This is a genomic window from Mycobacterium sp. TY814, from assembly GCF_030755175.1.
GTDB lineage: Bacteria > Actinomycetota > Actinomycetes > Mycobacteriales > Mycobacteriaceae > Mycobacterium.
This window is the reverse complement of the sequence record NZ_JAUFRY010000001.1, coordinates 13,302-31,233: the sequence shown is the minus strand read 5'-3', so window position 1 is coordinate 31,233 and position 17,932 is coordinate 13,302. Positions and strand designations below refer to the sequence as shown.

Sequence of the window (17,932 nt, the reverse complement as noted above, 5' to 3'; positions counted from 1 at the left end):
CGCGTCAGCTAAGAAGGGGCTAATGCGGTTTGGCGAGCGGGAACGGCAGGGTCTCGCGGATACTGCGGCCGGTGATCAGCATGACGACGCGGTCGACGCCCATTCCCAGGCCGCCGGTGGGTGGCATCGCGTACTCCATCGCCTGCAGGAAATCCTCGTCGAGTTCCATCGCTTCGGGGTCGCCACCCGCAGCCAGCAGCGACTGCTCCTCGAGGCGGCGGCGCTGTTCCACCGGGTCGGTGAGTTCGCTGTAGGCGGTGCCCAGCTCGACACCCCAGGCCACCAGATCCCAGCGTTCGGCCACCCCCCGCTTACTGCGATGTGGCCTGGTCAGCGGCGATACCGAGGTGGGGAAGTCGATGTAGAACGTCGGGTGCTCGGTGCGGTCCTCGACCAGGTGCTCGTACAGCTCCAGCACCACGGCGCCGGCGTCCCAATAAGCGCGGTACGGAATGCGGGCGGCGTCGCACAGCTTGCGCAGCGTCTTCAAGTTCGTGTCGGCGTCGATGTGCTCGCCGAGGGCCTCGGAGACGGCGTCGTGGACGGTTTTCACCGGCCACACACCGGAGATGTCGACTGGCTCCAGTCGCGCCCCGTAGCTAATCGAATCATCCTGAGTTCTGGGCCGCATCGCGATCTGGGCGCCGTTGGCTGCTTCGGCGGCGTTCTGGATCAGTTCGCGGCACCCGTCGATCCAGACCGTGTAATCGGCGTGCGCCTGATAGGCCTCCAGCAGCGTGAACTCGGGGTTGTGGCTGAAGTCGACGCCCTCGTTGCGGAAGGCCCGGCCGAGTTCGAAGACCCGCTCCACGCCGCCGACGCACAAACGCTTGAGGTACAACTCCGGGGCGATCCGCAGAAACAGGTCCATCGCGTAGGCGTTGATGTGGGTCACGAACGGACGAGCGGTGGCACCGCCGTGGACCTGCTGGAGCATGGGTGTTTCGACTTCGATGAACCCCTTGGCGAACAAGGTCTCGCGAATCGACCGCAGGGCGCTGCTGCGGGCGGTGATCAGCTGGCGTGAGTCCGCGTTGACGGCGAGGTCGACATAGCGGGTCCGAACCCGGGCTTCCGGGTCGGTGAGTCCCTTCCACTTGTCCGGCAACGGGCGCAGGCATTTGCCGATCAGTCGCCAGTGCGTGACGAGCAGCGATCGGGTCCCCTTGTCGCTGAACCCCATCTGCCCGGTGGCTTCCACCAGGTCGCCGAGATCGATCGCCGCGTTGAAGTCGGCCGCCCGGCCCTGCTGCAGGCGCGAGTTGTCCAGCAGCACCTGCATCTCGCCCGACCAGTCGCGCAGGTGCGCGAACAGCACGCCGCCGTAATTGCGGACCCGCAGGATGCGGCCGGCCACCGAGACAGGAGCCCCGTCCTCGGCGGCGAGCGCCTGTGCGACGGTGTGACTGGGCGGCTCGCCTACCGGGTACGCCTCGACACCGTCGTCCTGCAGCTTCTTCAGCTTGGCTAAGCGGACCCGCACCTGTTCGGGCTGACGACGCCGCATGTCGTCGCCCGCCGGCAGGTCTGCCACCTGCAGTCCGCTGACATCGGGCGCAGTGCCGTCGGGGTGCAACAGCCCGCTGTCCACCAGCTGCTGCGGCACGGCCGGGTGATGGCCCGTGTGAATCTTGTCGCGCCGGGTGAAGGGCAGCGTCAGAAAGCCCTCGGCGAACGCGGATGCGACGCCGACTTTGGGAATCAACCGAGCGTCGTCGTAGCAGGCAAAGCGCGGCACCCATTCGGGCTGATACTTCATATTCGAGCGATACAGAGTCTCGATCTGCCACCAGCGTGAGAAGAAGATCAACAGTCCCCGCCACAGCCGCGCAACCGGGCCCGCTCCCAATTGCTCGCCCTGCTCGAACGCCGAGCGAAACATTGCGAAATTCAGCGAAATGCGATTGATCCCAAGGCTTTCAGCGTGCAGCGCAAGTTCGCTGACCATGAGTTCGATGGTGCCGTTGGGTGATTCCCGGGAGCGGCGCATTACGTCCAGCGAGGCACCCGTGTTGCCCCACGGCACCAGCGAAAGCATGGCAACCACCTGGTTGGCAGGTCCGATTGCCTCCACCAAAAGGCAGTCACCGTCAGCCGGGTCACCGAGCCGGCCCAGCGCCATGGAGAAGCCCCGCTCGGTTTCGGTGTCCCGCCAGGCGTCCGCGCGCTCGACGGTCTGCGCCATCTCGTCGCGGGGAATGTCGCGGTGCCGGCGGATACGCACCGTCAGCCCGGCCCGGCGAGCGCGCGTGACGGCCTGTCGCACCCCTCGCATTTCCGGGCCGGACAACTTGAACTCGGCCGGCCGCAGAATCGCCTCGTCGCCGAGCACCAAGGCGTTCAGGCCGGCTTCCCGATAAACGCGGGCACCTTCCGTGCTTGCGCCCATGACCCCCGGCGACCAGCCGTAGGTTTGGCAGAGGTCCATCCAGGCTGCGACTGCCTGCGGCCACGCCCGCGGGTCGCCGATCGGGTCGCCACTGGCCAGGCAGACCCCGAGTTCGACCCGATAGGCGATCGCGGCGCGGCCGCTGGGGGCAAAGATCACCGACTTGTCGCGGCGGGTGGCGAAGTAGGCCAGCGAATCGTTCTTCCCCCAGAGTTCGACGAGTCCACGAATCGCTGACTCGTCCTCACCAGTCAGGGCGTTGTCGGCGCGCTGGGACAGGAACAGCACGATAGTGGCGGCGATCAGTGCGAACGCGCCGAACAACCCGAAGATCGCGTTGAGGAAAACGTGCGGCCGGCCGGTAAACAAATCGGGATCGGCGAATCCGAAGCCGACGACGCGGTTTGCCACGTAGGGCAACCGGTCGGGCGCCGCCAGCGTCCCGGGGAACATCTCCACCAGACCCCAGGACAGCAGGATCCCGATGGCGCCGCCGATCAGCAACACACCCGCCGCGCGGAACAGCGCGCCGCGGCGGACCTTGGCCCAGAACTCCCGGTAGCCCAGCACCAGCAGCACGATGGTCACGACGTGGAAGGCAAACCCGAGGTTCTCGCCGAACGCCTCGGCGGGAGTGTTGCCGCCGGCGGCGATATCGGCGGCGTTGATCACCGCGGCTACGACCATGTTGCCCAGCAGCACCCACCAGGCGATGCGTTTGCGAGCCGCCAGCGCCGCCGCCAGCAGGGCCAGCACGAATGACCACGCGAAGCTGGTATCGGGGAAGTTGAACAGATAGCTGTTGATGAATTCGCGCGGCTCGTGGATGAGCCACCGGATCAGTGGAGAAAGGCTGGCCAGCAGCGACACCGTCGCGATGACGCCGACGGTCCAGCCGGCTACCGCGGGTAGCCAGTGATACCGGGAAGTCGGCCTGCGCGTCGGGCGCGGCTTAGTGATTGTCACAGACCGCGAGGATATGCCCTCCAGCTAGGAAATTCCCGGCTTAGGCATGCTGAGCCGCCGACTTGCTAAGGCTGGCTTGATAACTGGCTTGATAATGGAAGCGCGATACGCCCGCAATAATTGGAAGCGTGATACGCCCGCACGCGGGTTGGCAGGGTCACGCGTTCTGCCTGCTAGACTGAGCGCTGCGACCATCCCGGCGTCAGGCCAGGGACAGTGAAGAGGAGTCCCACTCCCACCGGTTGCCACGAGATATCTCAAGGCAATCCGGTCCGGTCACAGGCATCGACACGATGCTTGTTCTGTGCATTGCGCAGGCGGTTTGACCAGGTCAAGCCGCGATCGGTCGGCAATGGGCCCTGCATCTGCAGGGCTTTCTTGCTGATGGTTGGTGTGCCTCCTCGGCTGTTTCCGGCCCCGTCCACGGGTCGTACTGAAGTAGAAGCCAACGAGGGAGGCCCCATCAGCACTGAGACCCGCGTCAACGAGCGCATTCGCGTGCCTGAAGTTCGATTGATCGGCCCTGGGGGAGAGCAGGTAGGCATCGTGCGTATCGAAGACGCACTCCGCGTTGCCGCGGACGCCGATCTCGACCTTGTCGAAGTTGCTCCCAATGCCAGGCCGCCGGTCTGCAAGATCATGGACTACGGCAAGTACAAATACGAGGCGGCGCAGAAGGCGCGTGAATCCCGCAGGAATCAGCAGCAGACCGTCGTCAAGGAACAGAAGCTGCGACCCAAGATCGACGACCACGACTACGAGACCAAGAAGGGCCACGTGGTCCGCTTCCTCGAAGCGGGGTCGAAGGTGAAGGTCACCATCATGTTCCGTGGCCGCGAGCAGTCACGGCCGGAGTTGGGCTATCGACTGCTCCAGCGGCTGGGCGCGGACGTCGCCGAGTACGGATTCGTCGAAACGTCGGCCAAGCAGGATGGCCGCAACATGACGATGGTGCTGGCACCGCACCGTGGCGCGAAAACGCGCGCCAGGGCGCAACACCCGGGGAGTGCGGGAGGGCCGGCCGATTCGGCCGGCGACGCCCAACCGTCCTAGCAATACCCGCAGCACCACCAGAACAGCTCACAGAACCAGGAAAATCGAGGAAACATGCCCAAGGCCAAGACCCACAGCGGGGCTTCGAAGCGGTTCCGGCGCACCGGCACCGGGAAGATCGTCCGGCAGAAAGCCAACCGCAGGCATCTGCTCGAGCACAAGGCGACCAAGCGCACCCGTCGTCTAGACGGTCGCACCGTCGTGTCGGCCAACGACACCAAGCGGGTCAACTCGCTGCTCAACGGCTAGCGCCGCATCGCATCCCCCATACGAAACCCCCATCGACAGCGGGCTTTCGGCAGCCCCCGACCGATTTTGAACGAGAGTAGGAACACCCATGGCACGCGTGAAGCGGGCGGTCAACGCCCACAAGAAGCGGCGCAGCGTCCTGAAAGCTTCGAAGGGTTATCGCGGTCAGCGATCCCGGCTCTACCGCAAAGCCAAAGAGCAGCAGCTGCATTCGCTCAATTACGCTTACCGTGACCGTCGCGCCCGCAAGGGCGAGTTCCGCAAACTGTGGATCTCGCGGATCAACGCCGCCGCGCGTGCCAACGACATCACCTACAACCGCCTGATCCAGGGCCTCAAGGCCGCCGGCGTCGAGGTGGACCGGAAGAACCTGGCCGACATCGCGATCAGCGATCCCGCGGCGTTCACCGCGCTGGTCGAGGTCGCTCGGGCCGCGCTGCCCGAGGATGTCAACGCACCCTCGGGAGAGGCTGCCTAACACCACCCGGGTCCGCACACCATGAAGGCCGCGCTCACCGAACGCTCGGCCCGGGTGGCTGCCGCGGTCAAACTGCACCGTCACGTCGGCCGGCGCCGCGCGGGACTGTTCCTCGCCGAAGGGCCCAATCTCGTCGCGGGGGCCCTGCAGCGTGGGCTGGTCCGGGACCTGTTCGTCACCGAGGACGCGGCGCTCCGGCATGACGCGCTGGTTTCCGGGCAGGCAACGCCCGTCCATCTGGTGACCGAGCGGGCCGCAAAAGCGTTGTCCGACACCGTGACGCCGACCGGTCTGGTCGCGGTGTGCGAGATCCCGGCGACGAATCTGGACGATGTGCTGCCGGACTCGCCGAGCCTGATCGCGGTTGCCGTGGACATCGGCGAGCCGGGCAATGCCGGCACACTCATCCGCATCGCCGACGCGATGGGCGTCGCGGCGGTGGTTCTGGCCGGTCACAGCGTCGATCCGTACAACGGCAAGTGCCTGCGCGCATCGACCGGCAGCATCTTCTCCATCCCCGTCGTGGTCGCTCCCGACACCGAGTTGGTGCTCGCTTCGCTGCGGCGCGCCGGGCTGCAGGTGCTGGCCACCGCGGTGGACGGCGAGACGTCCCTCGACGACGCCGACCCGATCCTCGCGCGGCCGACGGCCTGGCTGTTCGGGCCGGAGGCGCAGGGACTCCCGGCTGAGGTCGCCGCGCAGGCCGACCGCCGGTTGCGCATCCCGATGGCGGGGGGAGCGGAGAGCCTGAACGTTGCCGCGGCCGCGGCCATCTGCCTGTACCTGAGCGCACGGGCCTCACGCTGACCGTTCAGCCGCTCTAGCAAATCATTCGCACATCCCCACTTTGGTAAGACATGTGAAATTGGTTAGCGGAAATTTCACTCCTGACTGTTAATATTTGTCACACGTCGAATAGTCGGCGTGATGTCGCAAGACTGTCGGGGCAGGGGGCAGCTATGTCATATTTGAACGTCGTTCCGGAAATTCTGAAGTCGGCCAGTGGGTGCCTGGAGTCCATGGGCGACGGCATACGCACTGCGAATGCGGCAGCGGCCGCGCGAACGACCGCAATCGCGGCACCAGCCCTGGATGAAATCTCGGTGGCGATCTCGAACCTTCTGGGTAAGCACGGCCAGCAATTCCAGGCGTTGAGTGCGCAGACCGCGGCTTATCACGACACCTTCGTCAGCCTGTTGAACGGCGGTGCCGCGCAGTACGTGAGTGCCGAATTCGCCAATGTGCAGCAAACTTTGGCGAGTTCGAGTGGTGCCGGTGTCGCCGAGGCCAGCCCACTGGACACGCTCATCAGCCTCTCCACCGTCAGTCAGAGCTCGAATCTCGGCCCGCTGCAGCTGTCCTCGAGCTATGGCCTGGGTGGCCTCTATCAGTCCGCGATCCTCAACGGGCCGTTCGGCCAGATCGGGTCGTTCTCGCTCAGCGGCACCCCGATTTTTCCGACGAGCACAGGTGGAAATCTGGGGCTCGTCGCCAACGCAACCGGAACCCTGAACACCGCGTTCGGCCCGCTGACGTGGATGTCGGCCAACGGCAATGTGCTGGTATCGCCGACTGGCGGCTTCGCGGGGTCGTTGGGTGGCTTGACACCGTTCGGGCCCACTGCGGTCACGCTGAACGGAACCGTACCCACCATCACCGGGGGGTCGATTACGGCTTTGGGCTGGGAGTTCTGGTTCCAGGGCAACCAGTTCGGCGTCGTCCCGCTGTTCCTGCGGCCGCTCGGGCTGGCGTAGCAGCCTCGGGCCGCCGGGTTGCGCCCGCGCGCCGGCCGCAGGCCGGGCAGGCTCAGCAGGCTCAGGCGGCCCGGCTGCGCCCGCGCGCCGGTCGCAGCCCGGCGATCGACAGGGTGCTGTGCACCAGCGCGCCGGCCCGCTCCATGATCACCCGGGCCGGCTCGAGGGGGGAGCGGGGCCGGGGCGGAAAGTAGTGCATCGGCAGTCCACGGCGGTCCCGCGGCGGCGCCATGAACGCGGGCGCTTCCACCAACGGTGCGTCACTGCGGGTCCGACCCTCCGCACGACGGTAGGCCGCCAGCGCGCGCGGGTGCAGCCGGATCTCGTCGGGCACCGCCAGGAAGGCCAGTTCGACCAGCTTGCCGAACAACCGCAGCAGGATTTCGTCTCCGGGTGTCCAGCGCATGCCGGCTTTTTCCCGGACTGCGGGCTCGAAAAGGCCGGCCGCTATCCAGCGCTGACCGGCGACCATCGGCTTGAACATCTGGTCCCAGACCGGCGTCGGGATCAGCACGAATTTCGGCTTGGGGATCCGGATCTGGAAAATGTCCAGCACCGCCTGGTTGATCTCCAGCTCCTCGCGCCCGACCCGCTCCCAGTACTCCTGGAAGTCCTCCCACGACTTGGGCACCGGCCGCATGCTCATTCCGTACATTCGGTACCACTGCACATGCTCGTCGAACAGTTGGCGTTTCTCGGCCTCGGTCAGCCCGCCGCAGAAGTATTCCGCGACCTTGATGACGAGCATGAAGAACGTCGCGTGGGCCCAGTAGAACGTTTCGGGGTTCAGCGCGTGATAGCGTCGGCCCGCGCCGTCGGTGCCTTTGATGGTGCGGTGGTAGCTCTTGATCTGCTGGCCGGTCTGGGCCGCCCGGTCGCCGTCATAGACGACCCCCATGATCGGGTAGACGGACCTGGCCACCCGCTGCAGAGGTTCGCGCAGCAGGATGGAGTGCTCCTCGACCCCGGCGCCCAGTTCCGGATACATGTTCTGGATCGCGCCGATCCAGATCCCCATCATGCCGGTGCGCAGGTCTCCGAAATACTTCCAGGTCAGCGAGTCCGGCCCGAGGGGATCAGCCGCTGTCGTTGCAGGAACAGTCATCACGGCCTCCAAAGCGCCTCATTGTGGGCTCACGATAAACGGTGACAACGTACGTTGTCTAGCACATCGGCGTATGCGTCGCATCTGTGTTACGGACTCTCCACAGCGCCGCCGCACTCGTGTGATCAGGGCGTTTGCTGCGACGTGTGACACAAGTGGCGTGGGCCTCGTTGCCTGCCTCAGTCCGGACCACCTACCCTTGCCGAGTGGAGGTCGGGTCTGGCGAAGCGGAGTCCGGCGTGCCCGACGAGACCGCGACTGCGGTGGCCCACCAGGAAGCCGCGCCCCGTCGTTCTCCCGGAAAGTGGCTTCGCAGCACCAATCACAGTCCGAACGTGGTGGCCTTCGTCAAGAGGGCGCGACGGCTGCTGCCCGGCGACCCCGAGTTCGGTGATCCCTTGTCGACGGCCGGAGAGGGCGGTCCCCGGGCTGCCGCACGCGCTGCCGACCGGCTGCTGGGCGACCGCGACGCGGCATCGCGCGAGGTCAGCCTTGGTGTGTTACAGGTGTGGCAGGCGATGACCGAGGCCGTTTCGCGCAAGCCGGCAAATCCCGAGGTGACGCTTGTCTTCACCGACCTGGTGGGTTTTTCCACCTGGTCGCTGCAGGCCGGGGACGACGCCGCGCTCACGTTGCTGCGCCAGGTCGCCCGGGCGGTCGAGTCCCCGATGTTGGACGCCGGCGGGCACATCGTCAAGCGAATGGGTGACGGCATCATGGCCGTCTTTCGTCGTCCCGCCGTCGCCGTGAAGGCAGTGCTCGCCGCTCAGGAGGCGATCAAATCCGTTGAGGTGCAGGGTTATCGGCCACGCATGCGGGTTGGTATCCACACCGGGCGGCCGCAGCGGCTGGGTGCGGACTGGTTGGGCGTCGACGTGAACATCGCGGCCCGGGTCATGGAGCGTGCCACCAAAGGCGGCGTGATGATCTCGAGCCCGACGCTGGACCTGATTCCTCAGAGCGATCTGGACGCGATGGGTGTCACGGCCAAGCGGGCGCGCAGGCCGATGTTCGCCAGCAAACTCACCGGCATTCCGCCCGACTTGGCTATTTATCGCCTGAAAACTCACAAAGAGTTGTCAACCAGCGATAACACAAATGAGACAAACGTCCATGCATAGTGGAAGGTGATGTTTTCTACCTTTCTCACCCGCCGGTCGCGGGTCCGTTTCACGGTCGGCTACGTGGCGGCGCTGTTCGCTGTCAGCACCACAATGCTGATGTTGAGCCCCCAGGCCCATGACAGCGTCATCCGACACGCCAGCACGAACCTGCACAACCTGTCGCACGGCCGGATCGGCACCCTGGTTGGCAGTGCCTTCGTGGTCGAGGCGGGGCCGCTGTGGTTCTGGCTGCCCTTTCTGACCTGCCTGCTGGTCCTGGCGGAACTGCACCTGCGCACCATCCGGCTGCTCGTGGCGTTTATGGTCGGCCACATCGGCGCCACCCTGGTTGTCGCCGCAGCGCTGGCGACGGCGGTGAAGATGGGCTGGATGCCGTGGTCGATCACCCACGCCAGCGACGTCGGAATGAGCTACGGCGCGCTGGCGGCGCTCGGCGCGTTGACCGCCACGATCCCGCGGTCGTTCCGGTCAGCATGGATCGCGTGGTGGATCACGGTGAGTGTGACGGCCGCGGTCATGGGCGGCGAGTTCACCAACGCGGGGCACGCCGTCGCGGTCACGCTGGGTGTCCTGGTCTCGCTGCGGTTCCGGGCGCCGATCCACTGGACGCCCGTGCGGTGCCTGATGCTGCTGGGGTCGGCGGGCTTCGGCTTCCTGATGCTGGCGCACAGCATGTGGGGGATGGCCGGCGGCCTTGCATTCGGCGCGTCCGCGGCCCTCATCGCCCATGTCGTGAGCAACCGATTCGGCTCGCGCGCGACGGAGAACGCCGTTCTGGATGAGGTGGCGGCCGGCGTGCAGCCTGTAACGGTCTGAACGCCACCGAATAGCAAACTAGAATCCGCTTCGCGTTTGTTCGACTGAACCAGCGGACCAAGGTCTGAAATTTCGCCGTATTGGCTGCTCTGTCGGCTGATCTAGTGATGTCGAACGAGCCGGACGAGGCGCGACGATTGAAAATCACCGAGGCACGTGGCAACGTAACCCGGGCGCGCCGAACCGACCGGAGGATGCCATGAGTTTTCTGATCGCCGATCCGGGCATGTTGTTGGCCGCCGCGACGGATCTGGAAGACATCCGCTCCGCCGTGGCGTCCGCTGGGGCGACGGCAGGTCTGACCACACGACTCGCGCCGGCCGCCGCCGACGAGGTGTCCGCGGCGGTCGCGGGGATGTTCGGAGCCTACGGCCAGGAGTACCGCGCGCTCAGCTCTCAGGTGGAGGCCTATCACGCCCGATTCGTGCAGGCCCTGGCCGCGAGCGCGGACTCCTTCGCCACTGCCGAGGCGGCCAACGCCTCGATTGTGCAGACCCTGCAGGAGCAGCTGCTCAGAGTTGTCAACGCGCCCACCCAACTGCTGCTGGGCCGGCCCTTGATCGGCGACGGTGCCGACGCGTCGGTGGCCGGCGGCCGTGGCGGCGACGGGGGGCTGCTGATCGGAAATGGCGGCCGGGGGGCGGCCGGTGCCGGCGGACAGGCCGGCGGTGCCGGTGGCGACGCCGGACTATTCGGCAACGGCGGTGCCGGCGGTAACGGCGGCACCGGAGCGCCCGGCGGTGCCGGCGGGCGGGCCGGGCTGCTGTTCGGCCGGCCCGGAATCGCCGGGCTGCCCGGCAGCGTCACGCCGCCGCCACCGGTCGGCACGGGTGTGTTCTCTCCGTACGTCGACATGACGCTGTGGCCCCAGTTCGACTTCACCGGTGCCAGCCGGATCGGCAGCATCGAGGACGTCACTTTGGGCTTCATCACCGCCAATGCCGCCGGCCAGCCGGCTTGGGGAGGATTCACCGAGTACACGATCGGCAACGGCGGCGCCGTCGCGAACGGCAGTCTGCTCGGCCAGATCAACAGTCAGATGGACGCCATGCGCGCCGCAGGAATCAACGCCACCATCTCCTTCGGCGGCGCGGCGAACCAGGAACTCGCCCTGACCGGCGGGACAGCGGCCGAACTGGCCGCGAAGTACACCTCGGTGATGAACGCCTACGGAATTCACAAGCTGGATTTCGATATCGAAGGTGCGGCCCTGGGTGACACGGCCTCGCTCAAGCTCCGCTCGCAGGCGATCGCAGCACTGCAGACCACCGGAGTCGCCACCGGCAGGCCGGTCGAGGTGTCGTTCACGCTGCCGGTGATGCCGACGGGCCTGACCGCCGACGGTCTGCGGGCCGTTCAGATCGCCGTCGACAGTAACGTGCAGATCAGCCACGTGAACATCATGGCGATGGATTACTACGACCCGACCCTGCCGTACGCCGGGAAGATGGGCGACTACGCGATTCAGGCGGCCACCGCCGTCCATGATCAATTGACGACGTTGTACCCGTCGAAAACTAGCGCGCAGATCTGGTCGATGGTTGACGTGACCCCGATGATCGGAGTCAACGACGATCCGGCCGAGATCTTCACCCTGGCCGACGCCCAGAAGCTCACCACCTTCGCCGAGCAGAACAATATCGGTGGACTGCACATATGGTCGGCCAACCGCGACTTCCCGGGCCCGCTGGGTGTGCTGACGAATGTCAGCAGTGGAGTGGCGCAGAACCCTTGGGAGTTCTCCCAGACCTTCGAACAATTCGATTCCTGATCTTCCGTGATCCGGGACACAACTGACGATGACTTATGATCGGCAGTTGCGTCATACCCGTGCCGTGACCCCTCCCGCTGACCACGCGGGCCGCGCTGGAGCTCATTGCGCGGGGTAGAGGCCGGGCAGCCCGACCAGCCTCAGCAAGGAGAGTGCCGCCGCGTGGGTGATCAACCCGTCGACCTGTCGCCGGAAGCTCTGGCCAAGGCGGTCGAGGCTGCCCAGCAGGCCATCGCGTCCGCCGGCACGCTGGACGCTCTCGCGAACGCCAAGACCGAGTATCTCGGCGACCGCTCGCCACTGGCTCTGGCGCGACAGGCGCTGGGCAGCCTGCCCAAGGAGCAGCGTGCCGATGCGGGCAAGCGGGTCAATGTGGCCCGCACTGAAGCCCAGCGCAGCTACGACGAGCGCCTGGCGGTCCTGCGCGCCGAGCGCGACGCGGCAGTGCTCGTCGCCGAGCGCATCGATGTCACGCTGCCTTCGACCCGCCAGCCGACCGGCGCACGACACCCGATCACCATGCTGGCCGAGCACATCGCCGACACGTTCGTGGCGATGGGATGGGAGCTGGCCGAGGGTCCCGAAGTCGAAACCGAGCAGTTCAACTTCGACGCCCTCAACTTCCCGCCCGATCACCCGGCGCGCAGCGAACAGGACACTTTCTACATCGCGCCCGAGGACTCGCGGCAACTACTGCGGACCCACACGTCCCCGGTGCAGGTACGGACCCTGCTGGAGCGCGAGTTGCCCGTCTACGTCATCTCGATCGGCCGGACGTTCCGCACCGACGAACTCGACGCCACCCACACGCCGGTGTTCCACCAGGTGGAGGGATTGGCCGTCGACCGTGGACTGACCATGGCCCATCTGCGCGGCACTCTCGACGCGTTCGCCCGCGCCGAATTCGGCCCGTTGGCGCGCACCAGGATGCGTCCCCACTTCTTCCCGTTCACCGAACCGTCCGCCGAGGTCGATGTCTGGTTCGAGGGCAAGAAGGGCGGCGCCGACTGGGTGGAGTGGGGTGGCTGCGGGATGGTGCACCCCAACGTCCTGCGCGCCGCCGGTATCGACCCTGAGGTCTATTCCGGCTTCGCGTTCGGGATGGGGCTGGAACGAACCCTGCAGTTCCGCAACGGGATACCCGACATGCGCGACATGGTGGAAGGCGACATCCGGTTCTCGCTGCCGTTCGGGGTGGGGGCCTGATGCGCGTTCCGTACAGCTGGCTGCGCGAGATGGTCTCAGCCGGCGCGCCGGGATGGGATGTCGGTGCTGCCGAGCTGGCGCAGGCGCTGGTGCGGATCGGTCACGAGGTGGAGGACGTCGCCGGACTCGGTCCGGTCGAGGGTCCGCTGGCCGTGGGCCGGGTGGCCGAGATCGAGGAGCTCAGCGGCTTCAAGAAGCCGATCCGGGCCTGCCTGGTCGACGTCGGCAACCCCGAGCCGCAGGAGATCGTTTGCGGCGCGACGAATTTCGTCGTGGGCGACCTGGTGGTCGTGGCGCTGCCCGGAGCGACGCTGCCTGGCGATTTCACCATTGCCGCGCGCAAGACCTACGGCCGCAACTCCAACGGGATGATCTGCTCGGCCGCCGAACTCGGCTTGGGGGCGGATCATTCCGGGATCCTGGTGCTGCCCGCGGGTACCGCGGAACCCGGGGCCGACGCGGCTGCGGTGCTCGGTCTCGACGATGTGGTGTTCCACCTCGCGATCACACCGGACCGCGGCTATGGCCTGTCGGTGCGGGGGCTGGCCCGCGAGATCGCGTGCGCCTACGACCTGGACTTCGTCGATCCCGCGGCGGTGGAGCCGTTGCCGGCTCAGGGCGAAGCGTGGCCACTGACGGTGGACTCTGCCACGGGCGTGCGACGGTTCGCGCTGCGCCCGGTGACCGGGATCGACCCTGCGGCGGTGTCGCCGTGGTGGCTGCAGCGGCGACTGCTGCTGTGCGGCATCCGTGCCACCTCGCCGGCGGTGGACGTCACCAACTACGTGATGCTTGAACTCGGCCATCCCATGCATGCTCACGACCGCGCCCGCATCACCGGCGGATTCCGGGTGCGCTTCGCTCAGCCTGGCGAGACCGTCGTCACCCTGGACGACATCGAACGCAAGCTGGAACCGGTCGACGTCCTGATCGTCGATGACGTCGCGACCGCGGCGATCGGCGGTGTGATGGGCGCGGACAGCACCGAGGTTCGCGCCACCTCCACCGAGGTGCTGCTCGAGGCAGCCGTCTGGGACCCCGCGGCGATATCGCGAACCCAGCGACGGCTGCATCTGCCCAGCGAAGCGGCGCGCCGGTATGAACGCGCCGTTGACCCGGCCATCTCGGTGGCAGTCCTGGACCGGTGTGCCCGGCTGCTCGTCGACATCGCCGGGGGAGTCGCCGAACCCACTCTCACCGACTGGCGGGGCGATCCACCGCGTACCGACTGGTCGCCACCGCCGGTCGAGATCCTGGCCGACCTGCCGGACCGCATCGCCGGCGTGGCTTACCCGCCCGGCACCACCGCCCGGCGGCTCCGCCAGGTCGGCGCGGAGGTGGCGCAAGACGGTGACACCCTGACGGTCACGCCGCCGAGTTGGCGTCCCGACCTGCGTCAACCCGCAGACCTCGTGGAAGAGGTGCTGCGGCTCGAGGGTCTCGAGGCGATCCCGTCGGTCCTGCCGTCGGCACCCGCGGGCCGGGGGCTGACCGCCACCCAGCAGCGACGCCGGGCGATCGGGAAATCGCTGGCCCTGTCGGGTTACGTCGAGATCCTTCCGACGCCCTTCCTGCCGGCGGGTGTGTTCGATCTCTGGGGATTGCCCGCCGACGACCCTCGGCGCAGCACGACCAACGTGGTCAACCCCCTGGAAGCCGACCGGCCGCAGCTGGCCACCACGTTGTTGCCGGCCCTGCTGGAGGCGTTGCACCGCAATGTCTCCCGGGGACTCGGCGACGTGGCGCTGTTCGCCATCGCGCAGGTGGTGCAGCCCACCGACCAGACCCGCGCCGTCGACCTCATCCCGGTCCACCGGCGGCCCACCGATGCCGAGATCGCCACCCTGGACGCATCGTTGCCACGCCAACCGCAGCACGTCGCCGCGGTCCTGGCGGGATTGCGCGAGCCGCGCGGTCCCTGGGGACCGGGCCGTTCCGTGGAAGCCGCGGACGCGTTCGAGGCGGTGCGGATCATTGCGCGAGCCGGCGGCGTGGACGTCACGCTGCGAGCCGCCCAGTACCTGCCGTGGCATCCGGGCCGGTGTGCGGAAGTTCTCGCCGGCGGCACCGTCGTCGGGCACGCGGGTCAGCTGCACCCGGCCGTCATCGAACGGGCCGGGCTTCCGAAGGGGACCTGCGCGATCGAACTGGACCTGGCGGCGATTCCCCTCGGCGGCGTCCTCCCCGCGCCGCGCGTGTCGCCTTTCCCGGCGGTGTTCCAGGACGTGAGCCTGGTGGTGGCTGCCGATGTTCCGGCTCAGGCCGTCGAAGACGCGGTGCGCGACGGAGCAGGCGAGTTGCTCGAGCATCTGCAATTGTTCGACGTCTTCGCCGGCGCGCAGATCGGCGAGAATCGCAAATCGCTGACATTCGCCCTGCGGTTCCGGGCCCCGGACCGCACCCTCACCGAGGACGACGCCACCGCGGCCCGTGACGCGGCGGTGCGCTGCGCGGCCGAACGGGTCGGCGCCGAACTGCGTAGCTGACTGGGCCGGCGATCGGCGATCCGGTCACCCAGCCCGTTGCTTTTATTGAGTTAAGACGGTTGTGTCTGCAGTCGGCAGCTGCGTAAGTTTATCTCGTCAGTTTGCTGACAGATTCCATCCTGCTGTCCCGCGCCACCGGCGAGGAGGCTTTATGACGGACGTGGCCAGCCAACCCGACAATGTCATCGAGATGGCGGGTCCGGCCGCCGGGATGACGGCAAACCTGACCAGTCGGTGCTTCGACAGTCCGTCCCGTTCGATCTCCCCGTTTGAGTGGGAGCGGTTCGAGGCCTCGATCGCCGAGATCTTCACCGCGTTCGGCCTGGACCTGGCGACACCGGGCACCCGGGACACGCCGAAGAGGTTCCTGAAGGCGCTCTATGACATCACTGCCGGTTACGACGGTGATCCCAAGCTCGCGACGAGCTTTCCCGCCGAACGCGGCTACGCCGTCGAGGCCGCGCCCTCACAGATCATCGAGGGGCCCATCGATTTCAACTGCCTCTGCGAACACCACGCGTTGCCGTTTTTCGGGACCGCCTTCATCGGTTACATCGCGGGCGACCAGATCATCGGTATCTCCAAGCTGACGCGATTGGTCCGGCTGTTCGCGCGCCGGTTCACGGTTCAGGAGCGCCTCGGCGAGCAGGTGGCTGACGGGCTGACTGCGCTGATCGAGCCTCGTGGCGTGGCGGTGCACCTGGAAGCCGCACACCTGTGCACGCATGTTCGGGGGGTCGCCGAGCATTCGCGAACCACCACGACCGTCTGGCGCGGCGAGTTCTCGGACGCCGAACTCCGGCGCGAGTTCCTCGCCGAGGTGCGCACGCTGCGCCGTGACAGGTAGCTGCCGGCGAGACATTTCCGCGGGCCGGACTGCGGCGCGAACCCGGCCGTCGACATGACGATTTTAGATGTAAACCATCGCCGAATGTGATCATCCCTGGTTGGGCTATATCGGCTGTCTGCCTGCCTGGTTACCGGAAACTGCGAGTCTGCTGAGGCTTTTGCACACGCGTTTCATATCGCTTTAAATTCATCTTCGCGGCGGCGGATGACCGCCGGTCACTAACGGGCTAGTGAGGAGATGGATATGTCGTATGTGGTGGCGGCGCCGGAGTTGGTTGCGGCAGCGGCGCAGAATTTGGCCGGAATCAGCTCGGCGCTGGGCGAGGCGACGACGGCAGCCGCGGGTCCGACGACGTCGGTGCTGGCTGCCGGTGCGGACGAGGTCTCGGCGGCGATCGCGCAACTGTTCGGAACGCACGGCCAGGAGTTCCAGGCGATGAGCGCGCAGGCGACGGCGTTCCACGACGAGTTCGTGGGGTTGCTGAATGCCGGTGCGGGCGCCTACGCGAATGCCGAGGCGGCCGGCGCGCAGCCGCTGGTCGGTTCGGGCATAGCGGGGTTCGCGGACGCGGTGGCCGCGCCGTACCAGGCGCTCTTGGCGAACACAGCCGGGAACCTGCAGGCTCTTGGTGGCGTGCTGGCCGCCAGTCCCGCGCCGGTTCTGAGCCAGCTGGCCGCGAACCTGTCGGGTTACGGGCCTCAGATTCTGACCGGTCTGGCGAATGCGCCGGCCAGTATCCAGGCCGGTTTGTCCGCGCTTCCGACGATCAACCCGCTGGCGGCGGTGCAGGGGATCGTCGACCAGCAGATCGGTTTCGCGCAGGTTGTCGCCGGGTCGCTGCAGAATGCCGGCAACGACGTCGTCGCCGGGTTCAGCGCGCTGCCGTCGAGCTTCCAGGCTGCTTCGCAGGCCTTCGCCGTCGGCGACGTCACCGGTGGCCTGCAACTCATCGGCGGGGGGTTCCTCAACCCGTTCTTCTCGGGCTTCAACACCGTCACCGGCGCCGATGGTGTCATCGCCGTGACGCCGACTGGCGCGGTCGGCGACCTGTTGCCGATCTTCTCCATTCCCGGTCAGATGGCGCAGGACTTCACCAACTTGCTGCCGGCGGGCTCGATCCCGGCGCAGGTGTCGCAGCATCTGACCAATGTGGTGAACACCCTGACGGATACCGGTGTCACCTCGACGGTCGGACTGATCGTCGACCCCAACGGCCCGTTCGGTCTCGGGGTCACGATCGACGCTCACATGGGACTGCCGCTGGCCCTGGGCATCGAGGCGCTGGGTGCCCCGGCGAACGGCCTCCACGCGTTGGCCGTCAGCGCGACAACGTTTACGACCGCAATTCAGAGCGGCAACCCATTCGGGGCGGCGGCGGCGGTCTTCGGCGCGCCCGCGGCTTTTGCGGATGGGTTTCTCAACGGTCAGCTGACCCTGCCGATCACGATAGAGGCGTTGGGTGCCCCAACCACCCTCAATCTTCCGTTGAGCGGGCTGCTCGTTCCTGCCGCGCCGTACACCGCGCTCGTGGACGCCAGCGGACTTCTCGGTGTCCCGGGCCTGACCTTCAACTCGACCGTCACCGGCACGCCGATCGGTGGCCTCATTCCGGGCCTGCTGGACTTCCTGCCCCGAAGCCTTGCCGCTGCACTCGGTGGTCCGGCGCCGGTGATCCCGCCGCTGCC

13 protein-coding genes and 1 pseudogene are annotated in these 17,932 nt (G+C 67.0%); 12 read left to right on the top strand and 2 right to left on the bottom strand.

Annotated features, from left to right (window positions below; all coding sequences use genetic code 11):
* Positions 1-19 precede the first annotated feature (19 nt).
* Positions 20-3,355, bottom strand: coding sequence for a bifunctional lysylphosphatidylglycerol synthetase/lysine--tRNA ligase LysX (lysX, locus tag QXH22_RS00090; protein WP_306240737.1), 3,336 nt, complete (start codon positions 3,353-3,355; stop codon positions 20-22).
* A gap of 462 nt (positions 3,356-3,817) precedes the next feature.
* Here lysX and infC point away from each other — a divergent pair, with 462 nt between their 5' ends.
* The 5 genes from infC (at position 3,818) to QXH22_RS00065 (ending at position 6,889) form a co-directional block, all read left to right on the top strand.
* Complete coding sequence (infC, locus tag QXH22_RS00085; protein WP_306244226.1) at positions 3,818-4,408, top strand: translation initiation factor IF-3; 591 nt, start codon at positions 3,818-3,820, stop codon at positions 4,406-4,408.
* A 54-nt stretch (positions 4,409-4,462) separates the two neighbouring features.
* On the top strand, positions 4,463-4,657 hold the full coding sequence (rpmI, locus tag QXH22_RS00080) for a 50S ribosomal protein L35 (protein WP_055579168.1): 195 nt from the start codon (positions 4,463-4,465) through the stop codon (positions 4,655-4,657).
* An 88-nt stretch (positions 4,658-4,745) separates the two neighbouring features.
* Positions 4,746-5,135: a 50S ribosomal protein L20 gene (gene rplT, locus QXH22_RS00075; protein WP_306240736.1), complete on the top strand. Its 390-nt coding sequence runs from the start codon at positions 4,746-4,748 to the stop codon at positions 5,133-5,135.
* A 21-nt stretch (positions 5,136-5,156) separates the two neighbouring features.
* The gene (locus tag QXH22_RS00070; RefSeq protein WP_306274643.1) at positions 5,157-5,942 is read left to right on the top strand and encodes an RNA methyltransferase; all 786 of its coding nucleotides are present in this window, start codon (positions 5,157-5,159) and stop codon (positions 5,940-5,942) included.
* A gap of 152 nt (positions 5,943-6,094) precedes the next feature.
* Positions 6,095-6,889 (top strand): PE family protein, encoded by a 795-nt coding sequence (locus QXH22_RS00065; RefSeq protein ID WP_306240734.1) that lies wholly within the window; start codon positions 6,095-6,097, stop codon positions 6,887-6,889.
* Positions 6,890-6,950: 61 nt separating this feature from the next.
* On the opposite strand, the gene QXH22_RS00060 is transcribed toward QXH22_RS00065, so the two are convergent.
* Positions 6,951-7,994 (bottom strand): oxygenase MpaB family protein, encoded by a 1,044-nt coding sequence (locus tag QXH22_RS00060; RefSeq protein WP_306240733.1) that lies wholly within the window; start codon positions 7,992-7,994, stop codon positions 6,951-6,953.
* A gap of 206 nt (positions 7,995-8,200) precedes the next feature.
* On the opposite strand from QXH22_RS00060, the gene QXH22_RS00055 reads away from it, so the two are divergent.
* The 7 genes and pseudogenes from QXH22_RS00055 to QXH22_RS30430 form a co-directional block, all read left to right on the top strand.
* Positions 8,201-9,115 (top strand): adenylate/guanylate cyclase domain-containing protein, encoded by a 915-nt coding sequence (locus tag QXH22_RS00055; RefSeq protein ID WP_306240732.1) that lies wholly within the window; start codon positions 8,201-8,203, stop codon positions 9,113-9,115.
* A gap of 9 nt (positions 9,116-9,124) precedes the next feature.
* Positions 9,125-9,934 (top strand): rhomboid-like protein, encoded by an 810-nt coding sequence (locus tag QXH22_RS00050; RefSeq protein ID WP_306274642.1) that lies wholly within the window; start codon positions 9,125-9,127, stop codon positions 9,932-9,934.
* Between the two features lie 199 nt (positions 9,935-10,133).
* The gene (locus QXH22_RS00045) at positions 10,134-11,705 is read left to right on the top strand and encodes a PE domain-containing protein (RefSeq protein WP_306274641.1); all 1,572 of its coding nucleotides are present in this window, start codon (positions 10,134-10,136) and stop codon (positions 11,703-11,705) included.
* A 162-nt stretch (positions 11,706-11,867) separates the two neighbouring features.
* Positions 11,868-12,911 carry a phenylalanine--tRNA ligase subunit alpha gene (gene pheS, locus QXH22_RS00040; RefSeq protein ID WP_306274640.1) on the top strand — a complete coding sequence of 348 codons (1,044 nt, stop codon included), beginning with the start codon at positions 11,868-11,870 and terminating at the stop codon, positions 12,909-12,911.
* Positions 12,911-15,397: a phenylalanine--tRNA ligase subunit beta gene (gene pheT, locus QXH22_RS00035; RefSeq protein WP_306274639.1), complete on the top strand. Its 2,487-nt coding sequence runs from the start codon at positions 12,911-12,913 to the stop codon at positions 15,395-15,397. Before pheS ends, pheT begins: the two co-directional genes overlap by 1 nt.
* Before the next feature lie 151 nt (positions 15,398-15,548).
* Positions 15,549-16,244: a GTP cyclohydrolase I gene (folE, locus tag QXH22_RS00030; RefSeq protein ID WP_306274638.1), complete on the top strand. Its 696-nt coding sequence runs from the start codon at positions 15,549-15,551 to the stop codon at positions 16,242-16,244.
* A gap of 246 nt (positions 16,245-16,490) precedes the next feature.
* Positions 16,491-16,784: pseudogene (locus QXH22_RS30430) on the top strand (PE family protein); the annotation flags it as partial.
* Between the last annotated feature and the right edge of the window lie 1,148 nt (positions 16,785-17,932).

What these genes read in the sequence shown, in the direction of transcription:
- rpmI (WP_055579168.1), top strand. Translation starts at nt 4,463, where the DNA reads ATGCCCAAGGCCAAGACCCACAGCGGGGCTTCGAAGCGGTTCCGGCGC.
- rplT (WP_306240736.1), top strand. Translation starts at nt 4,746, where the DNA reads ATGGCACGCGTGAAGCGGGCGGTCAACGCCCACAAGAAGCGGCGCAGC.
- QXH22_RS00070 (WP_306274643.1), top strand. Translation starts at nt 5,157, where the DNA reads ATGAAGGCCGCGCTCACCGAACGCTCGGCCCGGGTGGCTGCCGCGGTC.
- QXH22_RS00065 (WP_306240734.1), top strand. Translation starts at nt 6,095, where the DNA reads ATGTCATATTTGAACGTCGTTCCGGAAATTCTGAAGTCGGCCAGTGGG.
- QXH22_RS00060 (WP_306240733.1), bottom strand. Translation starts at nt 7,994, where the DNA reads ATGACTGTTCCTGCAACGACAGCGGCTGATCCCCTCGGGCCGGACTCG.
- QXH22_RS00050 (WP_306274642.1), top strand. Translation starts at nt 9,125, where the DNA reads ATGTTTTCTACCTTTCTCACCCGCCGGTCGCGGGTCCGTTTCACGGTC.
- QXH22_RS00045 (WP_306274641.1), top strand. Translation starts at nt 10,134, where the DNA reads ATGAGTTTTCTGATCGCCGATCCGGGCATGTTGTTGGCCGCCGCGACG.
- pheT (WP_306274639.1), top strand. Translation starts at nt 12,911, where the DNA reads ATGCGCGTTCCGTACAGCTGGCTGCGCGAGATGGTCTCAGCCGGCGCG.
- folE (WP_306274638.1), top strand. Translation starts at nt 15,549, where the DNA reads ATGACGGACGTGGCCAGCCAACCCGACAATGTCATCGAGATGGCGGGT.